The organism is Actinomycetospora chiangmaiensis DSM 45062 (assembly GCF_000379625.1).
GTDB classification, from domain to species: domain Bacteria; phylum Actinomycetota; class Actinomycetes; order Mycobacteriales; family Pseudonocardiaceae; genus Actinomycetospora; species Actinomycetospora chiangmaiensis.
Map to the genome: position 1 here is coordinate 205,908 of NZ_KB903240.1, position 14,802 is coordinate 220,709.

Sequence of the window (14,802 nt, forward strand, 5' to 3'; positions counted from 1 at the left end):
TCGCGGCTGGTCGTCGAACGTACCGGGACCGCTACTCGGGCAGGGCGAGCAGTCCGGCGACGACGTCGTCGAGGGTCTCGGCCACCACGTGCGGCCGGAGTACGGCGTCGGCGACCCGGCCCTCGAGGCGCTCGCAGTAACCCCCGAGCAGGCCCGCCGACACCGCGCCGTGGACGTCCCACGAGTGCACCGCGACCAGCGCCGTCCGGGCGGGCTCGCCCCCGACGCGCTGCACGGCGAAGTCGTACACCCGTCGCGGCGGCTTGAACGAGGCGATCTCCTCGCAGGAGAACACGTCCTCGAGCAGGTCGCGCACGCCGGCGTTCTCCAGGGCCGCGCTCGCCGTCGCGGCGGAGCCGTGCGTGAAGCCGTAGGCGGGGACGCCGGCGTCGCGGAGCAGGGTGAACGCCGCGCGGACGTCCTCGTGGGCCGGCAGCTCGCGGAACCCGTCCAGCACGGAGGCGACCTGGTCGTCGTCGAGGTCCCGCCCGCTCGTGCGGCGCAGCATGTCGGTGGCGACGGTCCGGAACGCCGGTGCCTCCCCCGCCAGCGTCATCGCCATGCCCTGGTGCAGCAGCCGGGCGAAGAACAGCTCCAGCTCGTGCTCCGGGCGGCCCAGCGCGACGAAACGCGGCCGCAGGCCCTCGAGCTGCAGGCAGGTCTCGAAGAGGTCGAACAGCACGACCTTCGGACGACGGGCGGGCGCGGGCTGCGGGGCGGTCACGGGCGCCCATCGTGCCGGGCGCGCCGGAGGTCGGCGCGCCGACCCGTCGTCAGGAACGCGCGAGCTCGGCGTTGACGCGGGCCGGCCAGGCGGGCCCGCCGTAGACGAAGCCGGTGTAGGACTGCACGAGGGTCGCGCCCATCTCGAGGCGGCGGCGGGCCTCGGCGGCGTCGGCGATGCCGCCGACGGAGACGATCGTGAGCTTCCCGCCCACACGCGCCACGAGGCGGCCGAGGACGGCGCGGGCCGGCTCGACGAGCGGGGCCCCGGAGAGGCCCCCGGGGCCCGCGGCCTCGACGACGGCGGGGTCGGTGACGAGGCCGGAGCGGGAGACCGTCGTGTTCGTGGCGACGAGGCCGTCGAGGCCGGCGCCGACGGCGAGGTCGGCCACCGCGTCCACCCCGTCGTCGTCGAGGTCGGCCGTGATCTTGACCAGCAGCGGCGTCGGGCCGATCTCCTCGCGCACGGCGGCGAGCAGCGGTTCGAGGGCGTCGACGCCCTGCAGGTCGCGCAGGCCGGGGGTGTTGGGCGAGGACACGTTGACGACGACGTAGTCGGCGTGGGGGCCGAGCACGCGGGCGGAGTACCGGTAGTCGGCCACCCTCTGCTCCGGGCCGGTCGCGGCCTTGGACTTGCCGATGTTGACCCCGAGCACAGTGCCCAGCGGGCCGCCGGCGCGCAGTGCGGCGAGGCGCTCCGCCACCGCGTCGGCCCCGGCGTTGTTGAAGCCCATGCGGTTGACGAGGGCGCGGTCGTCGGGCAGCCGGAACAGCCGCGGGCGCGGGTTGCCCGGCTGGGGTCGCGCCGTGACGGTGCCGATCTCCACGGCGCCGAAGCCGAGGCGGGCGAGGCCGCGGATCCCCTCGGCGTCCTTGTCGTAGCCGGCGGCGACGCCGAGCGGCGACGGGAACGTCAGCCCCATCGCCGTCACGGCGAGCGCGGGATCCGGGGTCCGCGGCGGGATGACGGGCGTCGCCGCGGCGAGGGCCCGCAGCCCGATGCGGTGGGTCCGCTCGGCCGGGACGCGCACCGCGACGTGGCGGAACAGGTTCTCGTAGAGGGTCATCCGTCGTACTTCGCGCGCAGCTCCCGCAGTCGCCGGACCGCCTGCACGGCGTGCTCCCGGTCCACCGCCTGGATCGCGGAGACCACGAGGTACTCGTCGTCGGGCAGGTCGAGGCGGGCGAACTGGGTGCCGTCGGGGAAGCTGATGCCGACGACGTCGGCCCACGCCACGCGCCGGGTGAGGATCGTCGCGCGAACCTCGACCCCGCCGGACCCGGCCCGGAGGCGGGGGCGGGTGAACAGGAGCGCGCAGCCCGCGAGGATCAGGCCGAGGAGCACCATCGCGACCTGGTCGGCCGGGCGGAAGTTGAAGCCCGCCGACTTGACGTAGACCAGCAGCGCGCCGGTGGCGAAGAACGCGAACAGCAGGATCGCCAGCACCCAGGCGACCCAGCGGATCCGCCGCGGCCGGACCTCGAGCTCGACCGGGCCGAGCTCGAGACCCTCGGGCGGGACGACCACCGGGGAGTCGGCACTCATCGCGCGAACCCGACCGGTGCACGGTGCGTGCCGTCGCGCAGGCTCTGCAGTGTGATCGCGGCGTCGAGCGCGGCGACGACGGCCTCGAACCCCTTGTCCTCGGTGGACTGCGGGGTTCCGGCACGCTCCCAGGCCTGGTCGAGGTTCTCCGTCGTCAGGACCCCGTTGCCGACCGGGGTGCGCTCGTCGAGCCCCACCCGCAGCAGCCCCGCCGTGACCGCGTCGCAGACGTAGTCGAAGTGCGGCGTCGCGCCGCGGATGACGACGCCGAGGCCGACGACCGCGTCGTGTCCGGCCGCGAGACCCTGACAGACGACCGGCAGTTCCATCGCGCCGGCGACGCGGACCACCGTCGGGTGCTCCACGTTCCCGCGCTCGGCGGCGAGCAGGGCGCGCTCGAGCATCGTCTCGACGATCTCGGCGTTCCAGCGCGTGGCCGCGATCCCGAGGCGCAGACCGGTCGCGTCGGGGACCGCGATGTCGGGACGTCCCTGGGTGCTCATGCGCCCGACTCGCTGCTCGCGAGGCCGGCCTCGTAGACGTCGAGGCCCTCCAGGTCGTGGCCCATGCGGTCCCGTTTCGTGCGCAGGTAGCGCAGGTTCTCCGGGGTGGCCCGCAGCGGCAGGGCGACGCGGTCGAGGATCTTCAGGCCGTAGCCCTCGAGGCCCGCGCGCTTCTCCGGGTTGTTCGTCAGCAGCCGCATGCTCCGGATGCCGAGGTCGGCGAGGATCTGCGCGCCGGTGCCGTAGTCCCGGGCGTCGGCGGGCATGCCGAGCGCGAGGTTCGCGTCGACGGTGTCGGCCCCGGCGTCCTGCAGCTGGTAGGCCTGCAGCTTGTGGATCAGGCCGATCCCCCGACCCTCGTGGCCGCGCACGTAGAGGACGACCCCGCGGCCCTCCTCGGCGACCGCGGCCATGGCGGCGTCGAGCTGCGGGCCGCAGTCGCAGCGGCGCGAGCCCAGCACGTCGCCGGTGAGGCACTCGGAGTGCACGCGGACGAGGACGTCCTCGCCGTCGCCGAGGTCGCCGTAGACCAGGGCGAGGTGCTCGATGCCGTCGAGCAGCGAGTCGTAGCCGTAGGCCTCGAACTCGCCGTGGATCGTCGGGAGGTGCGCGTGGGCGACCTGGGCGACCTGCTTCTCCGAGCGGCGCCGGTAGGCGATGAGGTCCTTGATGGTGATGAGCGCCAGGTCGTGCTCGTCGGCGAAGACCGCGAGCTCCTCGTAGCGCGCCATCTCGCCGTCGTCCTTCTGCGAGACGATCTCGCAGATCGCGCCGGCGGGCTCGAGCCCGGCGAGGCGGGCGAGGTCGACCGCGGCCTCGGTGTGCCCGGGCCGGCGCAGGACCCCGCCGTCGCGGGCCCGCAGCGGCACGACGTGGCCGGGGCGGGAGAGGTCGGTCGCGGCCGACGACGGGTCGGCGAGGACCTTGATCGTGCGGGCGCGGTCGGCGCCGGAGATGCCGGTGCCGATGCCCTCGCGGGCGTCGACGGACACGGTGTAGGCGGTGCCGTGCCGGTCCTGGTTGATGGAGTGCGCCGGCGGGAGGTCGAGGCGGTCGCACGCGTCGCCGGTCAGCGGCACGCAGATGTAGCCCGAGGTGTAGCGCACCATGAACGAGACCAGCTCCGGCGTCGCCATCTGCGCGGCGAAGATCAGGTCGCCCTCGTTCTCGCGGTCCTCGTCGTCGACCACGACGACGGCCTTGCCCGCGGCGATGTCCTCGATGGCCCGCTCGATGTGCTCGAAGCCGTCCACGTGGTTCATGCTCCCGACTCCGTTCGCTCCGACCGCTGCAGCGACCCCGCCCCGAGCAGTCGTTCGACGTACTTGGCCACCACGTCGACCTCCAGGTTCACGGTCGCGCCGACCTCGCGCGACCCGAGCGTCGTCTCGGCGAGGGTGGTGGGGATCAGCCCGACGGCGAACCCGTCGTCGTCGACCTCCGTGACGGTGAGGCTCACGCCGTCCACGGCGATCGAGCCCTTCTCGACGATGTACCGGGCGATGCCGACCCCGCCGTCGGCCGCGCGCGGGGTGCTGAAGCGGACCGCCGTCCAGTGCTCGGAGGCCTCGATCCCGGCGACCGTGGCGGTCCCGTCGACGTGGCCCTGCACGATGTGTCCGCCGAGGCGGGCCCCCGCCGCCAGGGCGCGCTCCAGGTTCACCGGCGTACCGGCGGCCGCGTCGGCCAGGCTGGAGCGGCGCAGCGTCTCGCCCATGACGTCCACGGCGAACGAGTCCGGCGCCGGGTCGACCACGGTGAGGCACACGCCGTTGACGGCGATCGAGTCGCCGGGCCGGGCGTCGGACACGACCAGTGGACCGCGGATGCGCAGCCGCGCGGCATCCGCCTGCGGGGTGACGTCGACGATCTCGCCGACCTCCTCCACGATCCCCGTGAACACTCGCGGCTCCCCTGCCCGTCGACTCCGGCCGTCGTGACGTCAACGACCGTCGATGCCTGCATCATCCTCGTGCGGCCCACGCCCACCGGGTCGGTTCCCGGTGACAACCGCCACTGCCCAGGTTACTCGCGGGTAGTCAGCGAACGGTGCGGTGAGACGGCCGCCGCCTGCTCCCGCAGCGCCGCGACCGCGCGCGCCGGATCCTCCGCGCCGTAGACCGCGCTGCCGGCCACGAAGCAGTCGACGCCCGCCTCGGCGGCCTGCTCCACGGTGTCGGCGCTGATCCCGCCGTCGATCTCGACGAGCACCCGCAGGTGGCCGGTGTCGACGAGCCGCCGCGCCGTGCGCACCTTGTCCAGGACGCGCGGCATGAAGCTCTGGCCGCCGAACCCGGGCTCCACGCTCATGATCAGCAGCGTGTCGTAGTCGGCGAGGACCTCGATCCAGTCCTCGAGCGGGGTGTCCGGCTTGACCGACAGGCCCGCGAGCGCCCCCGCCGCGCGGAGGTCCCGGGCGATCCTGCGGGGGTCGTGCGCGGCCTCGGCGTGCACCGTCACGTTGTGGGCGCCGGCCTCGGCGTAGGGCGGCGCCCAGCGGTCCGGATCCTCGATCATGAGGTGGCAGTCGAGGGGGATGTCGGTGGCCCTGAGCAGGCTCTCCACGACCGGCAGGCCCAGCGTCAGGTTCGGCACGAAGTGTGCGTCCATGACGTCGACGTGCAGCCAGTCGGACCCGTGCACCGCGGCGGCCTCGTCGGCGAGCCGCGCGAAGTCCGCGGACAGGATGCTGGGCGCGATGAGCGGGGCGGGCACGTCCCCAGTCTCCCGCACCCGTGATCAGGCGCCGCGCCGCAGGGTGGCGCAGTACATGGCGTCGGTCCCGTGCCGGTGCGGCCAGAGCTGCACGCCGGGACCCTTCCCGACGTCGGATCCGGTCAGCTCGGGCAGGCTGCCGGCGGTGTCGAGCAGCTCGGCACCGGTGGCCTCGACGACCGCCCGCACGACGTCGACCGTCTCCTCCGGGTGCGGCGAGCACGTCGCGTAGGTGACGACCCCGCCGGGACGCACCCGCTCCAGGGCGTGGGTGAGCAGGTCGCGCTGCAGGGCGGTGAGGTCGGCGACGTCCTCGGGCCGGCGCCGCCACCGGGCCTCAGGCCGGCGGCGCAGCGCCCCCAGGCCGGTGCACGGGGCGTCGACGAGCACGCGGTCGTAGGCCGCCTCGGGCAGCGCGATCTCACGCGCGTCGCCGGTGTGCACGCGCACGGGCAGTCCCGCGGTGGCCTTCGCCACGAGCGCGGCCCGGTGGGGGGCGCGGTCGACGGCGTCGAGGGTCGCGCCGCTGATGGCCGCCAGCGCGCCGAGCAGCGCCGCCTTCCCGCCCGGCCCGGCGCAGAGGTCGAGCCAGAACTCGTCGCGCCCGTCGAGCGGGGCGCGGGCGGCGGCGAGGGCGACCAGTTGGCTGCCCTCGTCCTGCACCGCGGCCAGGCCCTCGCGGACCGGCTCGAGGTCGCCCGGGTCGCCGCCCTCGGTGAGCAGCACCCCGTAGGGCGAGTACGGCGCCTCGTCGCCCCCGGTGATCGCGGCGAGCTCCTCGGCGCTGATCTCGCCGGGGCGTGCCGCCAGGTGCACGGCGGGCCGGGCGTCGTCGGCGGCGAGCGCCGCGTCGAGCTCCGCCTCCGGCAGCACCTCGGCGAAGACCTCGGCGATCCAGCGCGGGTGGGCGTGGCGGAAGGCGAGGTGCCCGACCGAATCGGTGGTGGCGTCGGGTGCGAGCTCGTCGATCCAGCCGGCCTCGTCGCGCTCGGCGACCCGGCGCAGGACGGCGTTGACGAACCCGGTGGGCTTCGACCCCGCCCGCGAGCGCACCAGCTCGACGGTGGCGCCCACGGCGGCGTGGGCCGGGATCCGGGTGCGGAGCAGCTGCTGTGCGCCGAGGCGCAGGGCGTCGAGGACGACGCCGTCGAGCCGGTCGAGCGGACGGTCCACGCAGGCGCCGAGGACGGCGTCGAGGAGGCCCTGCGCGCGGCACGCCCCGTAGGCGAGGTCGGTGGCGAGCGCGGCGTCGCGGCCGGTGACCCGGCGCTCGCGCAGCAGCTTCGGCAACGTCAGGTTGGCGTACGCGTCGTCCTCGCGGACCGCGCGCAGGGTGTCGAGGGCGGCCTCGCGGGCGGCGTCGCCCTGCGGCGGCCGGTTCGGGCCGGAGCGGCCGCGCGGCGGGCCCGACCGGCGCGGGCGGTCGGGACGGCGCGGCCCCCGCCCGGAGCGGTGGCCGCCGGGCGGCACGGAGCTGTCGGTCATCGCGCTCCAGCCTCCCCCGCCGTGTCCGCGTCGAACCGCTCCCCCGCCGTCGGCTGCGCCCCGCGGCTCCAGTCGACGGCGGGCATGGCGGGCCTCCCCGCCGGCTGCACGGTGCCGAGGACGACCGGGGCCGCGGCGGTGCCCACCAGGACCCGCTTGCGCTCGACGACGATCTCACCGGGGGCCAGGTCGTCGAAACCCGTCGTCGTGACCGGCCCGATCTTGATCCGTGCGCCGCGGAACTCCGTCCACGCGCCGGGGGCGGGCGTCACGGAGCGGATGTGCCGGTCGACGGCGAGCGGCGGATCGGTCCAGCGGACGCGGGCGTCGTCGACGGTGACCTTCGGCGCCACCGAGACGCCTTCGGCGGGCTGCGGCACGGGCTGCAGCGAGCCGTCGGCGATGCCGTCGAGGGTGGCGGCCAGCAGCCCCGCGCCGCTGTGGCTCAGGCGGTCGAGGAGAGCGCCCGCGGTGTCGTCGTCGGCGATCTTCTCGGTGACGGTGCCGAACACCGGGCCGGTGTCCATGCCCGCCTCGAGCCGGAAGGTGCTCGCCCCCGTGATCTCGTCGCCGGCGCGGATCGCCGCCTGCACCGGCGCGGCGCCCCGCCAGGCGGGCAGCAGCGAGAAGTGCAGGTTGACCCATCCGTGGACCGGGATCGCGAGAGCGGCCGGACGCAGCAGGTTCCCGTAGGCGACGACGGGGGCGCAGTCCGGCGCGAGCGCGGCGAGGCGCGCGAGGAACTCCGGGTCGGAGGCCTTGGCGGGGGTGAGGACCTCGATCCCGGCCTCGTCGGCCAGCTGCCCGACCGGCGAGCGCTGGAGTCGACGCTTCCGTCCGGCGGGGGCGTCGGGCCGGGTGACCACGGCGACGACCTCGTGCGCGCTGCCCTCGAGCAGGCGACGCAGCGACGGGACGGCGGGTTCCGGGGTGCCGGCGAAGACGAGCCGCATCTAGCGGACGCCCCCGAACAACGGGTTGACCTTCTGCGACGGGTCCACGTGCGGGTTCTGCTTGATGCGCGGCGGCGCCGTGGGGTCGAACCACTCGGCCTGCCGGATCGCCGCCATCGCCTCCTTGCGCGTGGCCGCGTCGAGCCGGTCGAGGAAGAGCACGCCGTCGAGGTGGTCGGTCTCGTGCTGGATCGCGCGCGCCAGCATGGCCGTCCCCTCGATCCGCAGCGGCTCGCCGTGCATGTCCCACCCGGTGGCGACGACGTGGTCGTAGCGCGTGCAGTCCCACCGGAACCCGGGGATCGACAGGCAGCCCTCCGGCCCGGTCTGCTCGGTGTCGTCGAGGACGGTCCAGGTCGGGTTGACCAGGTGGCCGTGCATGTCCTCCCCGGTGCGGAAGGTGAAGACGCGCAGCCCGACCCCGATCTGCGGCGCCGCCAGCCCCGCGCCGCCCTGCTCGCGCATCGTCTCGTCGAGGTCGGCGACCAGCGCGCGCAGTTCCTTGTCGAACGTGGTCACCTCGACGGCGCGCTCCCGCAGGACGGGGTCGCCGAAGTAGCGGACGGGCTGGACGGTCACGGTCGTCCAGTCTAGGCGCGTGTCCGGTCCGGGCGGATCGGTGCGGGGTGCTCGGCGATCAGAGCGGGTCGTGCGGGTCGAGCAGCACGCGGACCGGCTCGCGCTCGCGGCGCGCACCGCGGATCGACTGGGCCTCCTGCAGCGCCCGCGCGAGGTCGCGGCCGGCGGGACGCGGCACCCGGACGAGCGTGCGCTCGGCCCGTTCGGTGCGCTCCTCGGCCCCGGGGAGCCGGGTCCCGGGCGGTAGCTCGACCGGGCCCAGGACGTCGGCGGTGTCGGGCAGGCGGGCGGTCTCGACGAGGTCGCGCAGCGCGGCGGGCTCGCCGTCGAGGGCCGCCATCCGGACGGCGGGCGGCAGGCCCAGCTCGGTGCGCGCGTCGAGCTCCGCGCCGGCGTGCCCGGCCGGATCCCAGCGCACGAGCGCCTGCACGGCGGGGAGGTTCGACTCGGCGACCACCACGACGCGGCCGCCGTCCGGGCCGGGGCGCACGAGGCTCGCGGCGGCGAACCAGCGACGCACCGTGTCCTCGGCGGCGCGCAGCTCGGGCCGGGCGAGCAGGGCCGCGCCGTCGAGCAGCAGGGCGGCGCCGTACCCGCCGGCGGCCGCGGGCTCCGCGCCCGGGGTGGCGACGACGACGGCCGGGGCCGCGTCGACGGTCTCCAGGATCGTGGCGCCGCCGCCCGAGCTGCGCACCACCGTCTGCGGGAACGCCCGGCCGAGCTCCTCGGCGGTCCGCCCGGCGCCCACCACCGTCGCCCGCAGGCGGGGCGAGGCGCACGCCGGGCAGCGGTAGTTCGTCGCGGGCCGCCCGCACCAGCGGCAGGTCGGCGGGGCGGGCGCGTCCCCGGTGCCGGCCGGGATGCCCAGCGGCCCGTGGCAGTGGCGGCACCGGGCGGGTTCCCGGCACTGCGCGCAGGCGATCGCCGGGAGGTAGCCGCGGCGGGGCACCTGGACCAGCACCGGCCGGCCGGCGCCCAGTGCGGCGCGGGCGGCCTCGAACGCGACGGAGGGGATCCGCGCCGCCCGGGCCGTCGGGTCGCGCAGCAGCTGCCGCTCGTCCTCGCCGAGGGCGGTGACCCGCGGCGCGCGCTCGCGGACCGTGGTGCGCTCCGCGACCACCGGGTGGGCCCAGCCGCTGCGCACGAGCACCTCGGCCTCGGCGGTGCGCGTGATGCCGGCGACGAGCAGCGCGGCCCCGCTGGTGTGGGCGCGGGCGACGAGGACGTCGCGGGTGTGCGGGTAGGGCGCCCGGGGCTCGGTGTGCGAGTCGTCCCCGTCGTCCCACACGACGAGCAGGCCGGGATCGGGCACCGGCGCGAACGCCGCCGCCCGCGTCCCGATCGCGAGCCGGCGCCGACCGCGGGACACCGCGAGCCAGCGGCGGTACCGCTCGGCCGGGCCCAGGTCCGCGGCCAGCGCGGCGACGTGCTCCTCCCCCACGACCTCCCGGCACGCCGCGTCCAGCCGGTCGAGATCGCGGCGGTCGGGCACGACGATCACCGCGCCCCGCCCGGCCGCGAGCGTGGCCCGCGCGGCCTCGGCCAGGCGCCGCGCCCAGTCCTCGCCGGGCAACGCCTGCCACACCGCGTGGGCCGGGCGCTGCCCGCTCAGCGCCTCCAGGAACGCGGGGCCGCGCGGGTAGGCGGCCCACCCCGGGCCTCCGTCGGGAGCCGCCGCCGGGACCGGCACCGACCCGGCGTCGGGACGGGGCTCCTTCTCCACGCGCGCGTGGCGCGGCGGCAGGGCGAGGCGCAGGACGTCAGCCAGCGTGCCGGCGTAGCGGTCGGCCACCGTGCGGCACAGGGCGGCGAGCTCGGGCGAGAGCACCGGCTCGGGCGAGACGACCTTCTCCAGCCATTGCAGCCGGCCGTCGTGCTCGGTGGTGTCGGAGCGGGCGAGGACGTAGCCGTCGACCACCCGGCCGGCGAAGCGCACCCGCACCCGCGCACCCACGACGGCGGTCTCGTCGAGCTGCACCGGCACGCGGTAGTCGAACGGCCGGTCGAGGTGCGGGAGCGGGACGTCGACCGCGACCGACGCGACGGAGTCCCGCTCCGCCGGCAGGCGCTCGTTGTGCTTCGGGGCCTTCTCGACGACGGGCCGGGCGGGGGTGGGCATGCCGGGCAGCGCCAGCAGCGCCTCGTCCCCCGGTGATCCGCCCACGGGCGCCGGTCTACCAGAGCGGTCCGACCGCGCGGACCACGATGCCGGATTTCCTGGCACTGGGTGCAAGCGGTGACGCGTTGCTTGCAGCTGGGGACGACGACGGCCCGGCCACCCCGTGGGGGGCGACCGGGCCGTGGCGTCGGACGAGCGTCAGCCGGCGATCGACTTCAGCTGGTCGGCACGGTCCGTGCGCTCCCAGGGGAGGTCGAGGTCGTCGCGGCCGAAGTGGCCGTACGCGGAGGTCGGCTGGTAGATCGGGCGCAGCAGCTCGAGGTCGCGGACGATCGCGCCGGGGCGCAGGTCGAACACCTCGGCGATGGCCTTCTCGATCTTGGCCGGGTCCACGTTCGCGGTGCCGAACGTCTCGAGGAACACACCGACGGGCTCGGCCTTGCCGATGGCGTAGGCGAGCTGGACCTCGGCGCGGCGGGCGAGACCGGCGGCGACGACGTTCTTCGCCACCCAGCGGCCGGCGTACGCGGCGGAGCGGTCGACCTTCGACGGGTCCTTGCCGGAGAAGGCGCCGCCACCGTGACGGGCGTAGCCGCCGTAGGTGTCGACGATGATCTTGCGGCCGGTCAGGCCGGCGTCACCCATCGGGCCGCCGACGACGAAGCGACCGGTCGGGTTCACGAGGACGCGGGTGTTCGACGAGTCGAGGTCGATGCCCTCGAGGACGGGCGCGATGACCTTCGAGCGGATGTCGGGCGCGAGCATCTCGTCGAGGTCGATGTCCGCGGCGTGCTGCGTGGAGAGCACGACGGTCTCGACGCCGACCGGCTTGTCGCCGTCGTAGGCGATCGTGACCTGGGTCTTGCCGTCGGGGCGCAGGTAGGGCAGGACGCCCTCACGCCGCACGCTGGTCAGCTTGCGCGCGAGCCGGTGGGCGAGCCCGATCGGCAGCGGCATGAGCTCGGGGGTGTCGGCGTCGGCGTAGCCGAACATGAGGCCCTGGTCGCCGGCGCCCTGCCTCGCGATCTCGTCCTCGGAGCCCTCGACGCGGGACTCGTAGCCCTGGTCGACGCCCTGGGCGATGTCGGCGGACTGCGCGCCGATGGAGATGGAGACACCGCAGGTCTCGCCGTCGAAGCCCTTGGCCGACGAGTCGTAGCCGATGTCCAGGATCGTCTTGCGGACGATGTCGACGTAGTTGACGTGCGCGTTGGTGGTGACCTCACCGGCCACGTGCACCTGGCCGGTGGTCACCATCGACTCGACGGCCACCCGGCTCTTGGGGTCCTGCGCCAGCAGGGCGTCCAGAATTCCGTCGGAGATGGCGTCACAGATCTTGTCCGGGTGGCCCTCGGTGACGGACTCGGAAGTGAACAAACGCCTAGCGGGCACAATTTCTCCCTGCCTCGACAGTGGGACCCGCCAACAGTAACGGCATCCGGCGCAACTGGCAGGCCCCTGACCGGCCGGTTTGCGCAGCGCGTCACATCGCGGTTGTGCAGCGTGACCAGGTGTGGCATTGGCTTTCGACCGTGGGCCCCGACACGCTCCGTGGCCGGATCGTTACGCCAAGCGAGCGGCCACCGTGTCCCAGACGCGCGCGGCGAGTGCCGCCTTCGACCCCATCGGCAGCTGCACGGACGAGCCGTCGGCGCCGAGCAGCCAGCCCTCGTTGTCGGCGCCCTCGAAGGCGTTGTGCCCGGTGGAGCCGCCGACCGCATTGACGACGAGGTAGTCGCAGCCCTTGCGCTCGAGCTTCGCGCGACCGAAGGAGAGGACGTCGTGGTCGGCGTCCCCGGTCTCGGCGGCGAACCCGAGCACGAGCCGCCCGGGCACCTGCTCGGCCACCAGTTCGGCGAGGATGTCGGGGTTGCGTGTGAGAGGGATCGCGTCCGGCTCGCCGGGACCCTTCTTGATCTTGAACCCGGCGACGGTCGCGGGCCGGAAGTCGGCCACCGCGGCGGCCATGACGACGGCCTCGGCCGCCTTCCCGGCGTCGAGGACGGCCGTCCGCATCTCCTCGGTGGTGCGCACGCGCACGAGGTCGACGGCGGCGGGCGGTTCGAGGTCGGCGGTGGTCCCGGCGACGAGCGTGACGTGGGCGCCGCGCTGGGCGGCCACCCGCGCCAGCGCGTAGCCCTGGCGCCCGGACGAGCGGTTGCCGAGCGTGCGGACCGGGTCGAGCGGCTCGGCGGTGCCGCCGGCCGACACCACGACGTGGCGTCCCTCGAGGTCGCGCGGCAGCGCGTGCGGCGCCTCGAGCAGGAGGCGGACGAACTCCGCGATCTCGACGGGCTCCGGCAGCCGGCCGGGCCCGGAGTCGGCACCGGTGAGCCGGCCGGAGGCGGGCTCGAGGACGACGATGCCGCGGCGGCGGAGGGTGGCGACGTTCTCGACGGTCGCCGGGTGGTCCCACATCTCGGTGTGCATCGCGGGGGCGGCGAGCACGGGACATCGCGCGGTGAGCAACGTCGAGGTCAGGAGGTCGTCCGCGCGACCCGCCGCCATCCGCGCGAGCAGGTCGGCGGTGGCGGGGGCGCAGACGACGAGGTCGGCCCGCCGCCCGAGCGCCACGTGCGTGACGTCGGGGACGTGCTCGAAGACCTCGGTGAGGACCTCACGGCCGGAGAGCGCCTCGAAGGTGGCGGCCCCGACGAAGCGCAGGGCGTTCGGGGTGGCCACCACCTGCACCTGGTGCCCGGCCTCACGCAGCCGACGGAGCAGTTCGCACGCCTTGTAGGCGGCGATGCCGCCCGCGACGCCGAGCACGATCTCAGCCATGGTGGCGTGTTGCCCGATCCGTCGGAGGAGCTACCGCGGTGCTACTCGCCCTCGGTGTGCTCGAGCAGGTGCGAGTGGATCTCGCGCATGGCGATCGACAGCGGCTTCTCGCGCGGGCCCGGCTCCACGAGCGGGCCGACGTACTCGAGCAGGCCCTCGCCGAGCTGGGCGTAGTAGTCGTTGATCTGCCGCGCCCGCTTGGCCGCGTAGATCACCAGCGCGTACTTCGAGCTGACCGTCTCCAGCAGCTCGTCGATCGGCGGGTTGGTGATGCCCTCGGGCACGTCGTGGAAGCCACCGGTGACGCGACTGGTGGAGATGCTCATTCACTGGCTCCTGCGGGATCGTGGGTCCGTGTGACTGCAGCTGTGCCCGCGTTCTTGCAGGCAGCGGCGTCCACGGGGTGGGCCAAGTCTACCAACCGCCGTGCGGTCTCCCGGACGTCGTGGTTCACGAGCCCCACGTCGAACTCACGGCGGGCGTCGAGCTCGATCCGGGCGGTGGCGAGCCGCCGGTCGATCACGTCCTGCGGCTCGGTGCCGCGGCCGGTGAGCCGGTCCACGAGGACCTCCCACGACGGCGGCTCCAGGAACACGAGCAGCGCGTCCGGCCGGCGCGACCGGACGGCCCGGGCACCCGCGAGGTCGAGCTCGAGCAGCACCGGCTCCCCCGCGGCGAGGTGGGCCTCGACCGGGGCGGCCGGGGTGCCCGACCGGTGCAGACCGCGGTGGATCGAGGCCCACTCCAGCATCTCGCCGTCGGCGACCATGCGGTCGAAGTCGGCGTCGGACACGAAGTGGTACTCGCGGCCGTCCTCCTCGCCCGGACGCGCAGCCCGGGTGGTGGCCGAGACGCTGAACCACAGCGGTGCGGCCATCCGGCGCAGCTCGGCCACGACGGTGCTCTTGCCGACGCCGGACGGCCCGGCGAGGACGAGCAGACGTCCCCGCCCGCCCGTCGCTCCCGCGTCGTGCGTCACTCCCCGTCGAACTCCGCGAGCAGCGCCTTGCGCTGGCGCTCGCCGAGGCCACGCAGGCGGCGGCTGGGGGCGATCTCCAGCCGCTCCATGATCTGCTGGGCGCGAACCTTGCCGACGCCCGGGAGGGCCTCGAGGAGCGCCGAGACCTTCATCTTGCCGAGCACCTCGTCGGAGTCGGCCTGCTCGAGCACGTCACCGAGGGTGGTGCCGCCGCGCTTGAGCCGCTCCTTGAGCTCGGCCCGGGCGCGGCGGGCAGCGGCGGCCTTCTCCAGCGCGGCCGCCCGCTGCTCCTCGGTCAGCTCGGGAAGTGCCACGGTCTCCTCCGATATCTGTGGATGGGGTCTCCGGGCCCCCACTCATCTCGCGGGCGCCCTCGTCGCTGGCGAACGTACCGTCTGGGGTGCGAGTCCACAGTCCTC

General features: G+C 75.1%; 16 protein-coding genes. All 16 read right to left on the reverse strand.

Annotated features, from left to right (window positions below):
- Positions 1 to 31 precede the first annotated feature (31 nt).
- The 16 genes from A3CO_RS0118030 to mihF all read right to left on the reverse strand — a co-directional run bounded on the left by A3CO_RS0118030 (position 32) and on the right by mihF (position 14,697).
- Positions 32 to 724 carry an HAD family hydrolase gene (locus tag A3CO_RS0118030; RefSeq protein WP_018333638.1) on the reverse strand — a complete coding sequence of 231 codons (693 nt, stop codon included), beginning with the start codon at positions 722 to 724 and terminating at the stop codon, positions 32 to 34.
- Between the two features lie 49 nt (positions 725 to 773).
- Positions 774 to 1,790 (reverse strand): quinone-dependent dihydroorotate dehydrogenase, encoded by a 1,017-nt coding sequence (locus A3CO_RS0118035; protein ID WP_018333639.1) that lies wholly within the window; start codon positions 1,788 to 1,790, stop codon positions 774 to 776.
- Positions 1,787 to 2,269 carry a PH domain-containing protein gene (locus A3CO_RS0118040; protein ID WP_157647678.1) on the reverse strand — a complete coding sequence of 161 codons (483 nt, stop codon included), beginning with the start codon at positions 2,267 to 2,269 and terminating at the stop codon, positions 1,787 to 1,789. Before A3CO_RS0118040 ends, A3CO_RS0118035 begins: the two co-directional genes overlap by 4 nt.
- The gene (ribH, locus tag A3CO_RS0118045) at positions 2,266 to 2,772 is read right to left on the reverse strand and encodes a 6,7-dimethyl-8-ribityllumazine synthase (RefSeq protein WP_018333641.1); all 507 of its coding nucleotides are present in this window, start codon (positions 2,770 to 2,772) and stop codon (positions 2,266 to 2,268) included. The genes A3CO_RS0118040 and ribH overlap by 4 nt, the downstream gene beginning before the upstream one ends.
- Positions 2,769 to 4,034, reverse strand: a complete 1,266-nt coding sequence (locus A3CO_RS0118050; RefSeq protein WP_018333642.1) for a bifunctional 3,4-dihydroxy-2-butanone-4-phosphate synthase/GTP cyclohydrolase II — start codon at positions 4,032 to 4,034, stop codon at positions 2,769 to 2,771. Before A3CO_RS0118050 ends, ribH begins: the two co-directional genes overlap by 4 nt.
- On the reverse strand, positions 4,031 to 4,675 hold the full coding sequence (locus tag A3CO_RS0118055; RefSeq protein ID WP_018333643.1) for a riboflavin synthase: 645 nt from the start codon (positions 4,673 to 4,675) through the stop codon (positions 4,031 to 4,033). The genes A3CO_RS0118050 and A3CO_RS0118055 overlap by 4 nt, the downstream gene beginning before the upstream one ends.
- 122 nt (positions 4,676 to 4,797) lie before the next feature.
- Positions 4,798 to 5,487: a ribulose-phosphate 3-epimerase gene (rpe, locus tag A3CO_RS0118060; RefSeq protein WP_018333644.1), complete on the reverse strand. Its 690-nt coding sequence runs from the start codon at positions 5,485 to 5,487 to the stop codon at positions 4,798 to 4,800.
- Between the two features lie 24 nt (positions 5,488 to 5,511).
- Positions 5,512 to 6,972 (reverse strand): RsmB/NOP family class I SAM-dependent RNA methyltransferase, encoded by a 1,461-nt coding sequence (locus A3CO_RS0118065; RefSeq protein ID WP_018333645.1) that lies wholly within the window; start codon positions 6,970 to 6,972, stop codon positions 5,512 to 5,514.
- Entirely contained in the window at positions 6,969 to 7,925 is a 957-nt protein-coding gene (gene fmt / locus A3CO_RS0118070) for a methionyl-tRNA formyltransferase (RefSeq protein WP_018333646.1), read from the reverse strand. The genes A3CO_RS0118065 and fmt overlap by 4 nt, the downstream gene beginning before the upstream one ends.
- Positions 7,926 to 8,504 carry a peptide deformylase gene (gene def, locus A3CO_RS0118075; protein WP_018333647.1) on the reverse strand — a complete coding sequence of 193 codons (579 nt, stop codon included), beginning with the start codon at positions 8,502 to 8,504 and terminating at the stop codon, positions 7,926 to 7,928.
- Between the two features lie 58 nt (positions 8,505 to 8,562).
- Positions 8,563 to 10,623 carry a primosomal protein N' gene (locus A3CO_RS0118080; RefSeq protein ID WP_051086002.1) on the reverse strand — a complete coding sequence of 687 codons (2,061 nt, stop codon included), beginning with the start codon at positions 10,621 to 10,623 and terminating at the stop codon, positions 8,563 to 8,565.
- A gap of 198 nt (positions 10,624 to 10,821) precedes the next feature.
- Positions 10,822 to 12,000, reverse strand: a complete 1,179-nt coding sequence (metK, locus tag A3CO_RS0118085) for a methionine adenosyltransferase (RefSeq protein ID WP_018333649.1) — start codon at positions 11,998 to 12,000, stop codon at positions 10,822 to 10,824.
- Positions 12,001 to 12,186: 186 nt separating this feature from the next.
- Complete coding sequence (gene coaBC, locus A3CO_RS0118090; RefSeq protein WP_018333650.1) at positions 12,187 to 13,404, reverse strand: bifunctional phosphopantothenoylcysteine decarboxylase/phosphopantothenate--cysteine ligase CoaBC; 1,218 nt, start codon at positions 13,402 to 13,404, stop codon at positions 12,187 to 12,189.
- Positions 13,405 to 13,445: 41 nt separating this feature from the next.
- Complete coding sequence (gene rpoZ, locus A3CO_RS0118095) at positions 13,446 to 13,730, reverse strand: DNA-directed RNA polymerase subunit omega (RefSeq protein ID WP_018333651.1); 285 nt, start codon at positions 13,728 to 13,730, stop codon at positions 13,446 to 13,448.
- On the reverse strand, positions 13,727 to 14,383 hold the full coding sequence (gmk, locus tag A3CO_RS0118100) for a guanylate kinase (RefSeq protein WP_018333652.1): 657 nt from the start codon (positions 14,381 to 14,383) through the stop codon (positions 13,727 to 13,729). The genes rpoZ and gmk overlap by 4 nt, the downstream gene beginning before the upstream one ends.
- A complete protein-coding gene (gene mihF, locus A3CO_RS0118105) occupies positions 14,380 to 14,697 on the reverse strand; it encodes an integration host factor, actinobacterial type (protein WP_018333653.1) in 318 nt (105 codons plus the stop codon). Before mihF ends, gmk begins: the two co-directional genes overlap by 4 nt.
- Positions 14,698 to 14,802 lie beyond the last annotated feature (105 nt).

What these genes read in the sequence shown, in the direction of transcription:
- A3CO_RS0118035 (WP_018333639.1), bottom strand. Translation starts at nt 1,790, where the DNA reads ATGACCCTCTACGAGAACCTGTTCCGCCACGTCGCGGTGCGCGTCCCG.
- A3CO_RS0118040 (WP_157647678.1), bottom strand. Translation starts at nt 2,269, where the DNA reads ATGAGTGCCGACTCCCCGGTGGTCGTCCCGCCCGAGGGTCTCGAGCTC.
- ribH (WP_018333641.1), bottom strand. Translation starts at nt 2,772, where the DNA reads ATGAGCACCCAGGGACGTCCCGACATCGCGGTCCCCGACGCGACCGGT.
- A3CO_RS0118050 (WP_018333642.1), bottom strand. Translation starts at nt 4,034, where the DNA reads ATGAACCACGTGGACGGCTTCGAGCACATCGAGCGGGCCATCGAGGAC.
- A3CO_RS0118065 (WP_018333645.1), bottom strand. Translation starts at nt 6,972, where the DNA reads ATGACCGACAGCTCCGTGCCGCCCGGCGGCCACCGCTCCGGGCGGGGG.
- fmt (WP_018333646.1), bottom strand. Translation starts at nt 7,925, where the DNA reads ATGCGGCTCGTCTTCGCCGGCACCCCGGAACCCGCCGTCCCGTCGCTG.
- A3CO_RS0118080 (WP_051086002.1), bottom strand. Translation starts at nt 10,623, where the DNA reads ATGCCCACCCCCGCCCGGCCCGTCGTCGAGAAGGCCCCGAAGCACAAC.
- coaBC (WP_018333650.1), bottom strand. Translation starts at nt 13,404, where the DNA reads ATGGCTGAGATCGTGCTCGGCGTCGCGGGCGGCATCGCCGCCTACAAG.
- rpoZ (WP_018333651.1), bottom strand. Translation starts at nt 13,730, where the DNA reads ATGAGCATCTCCACCAGTCGCGTCACCGGTGGCTTCCACGACGTGCCC.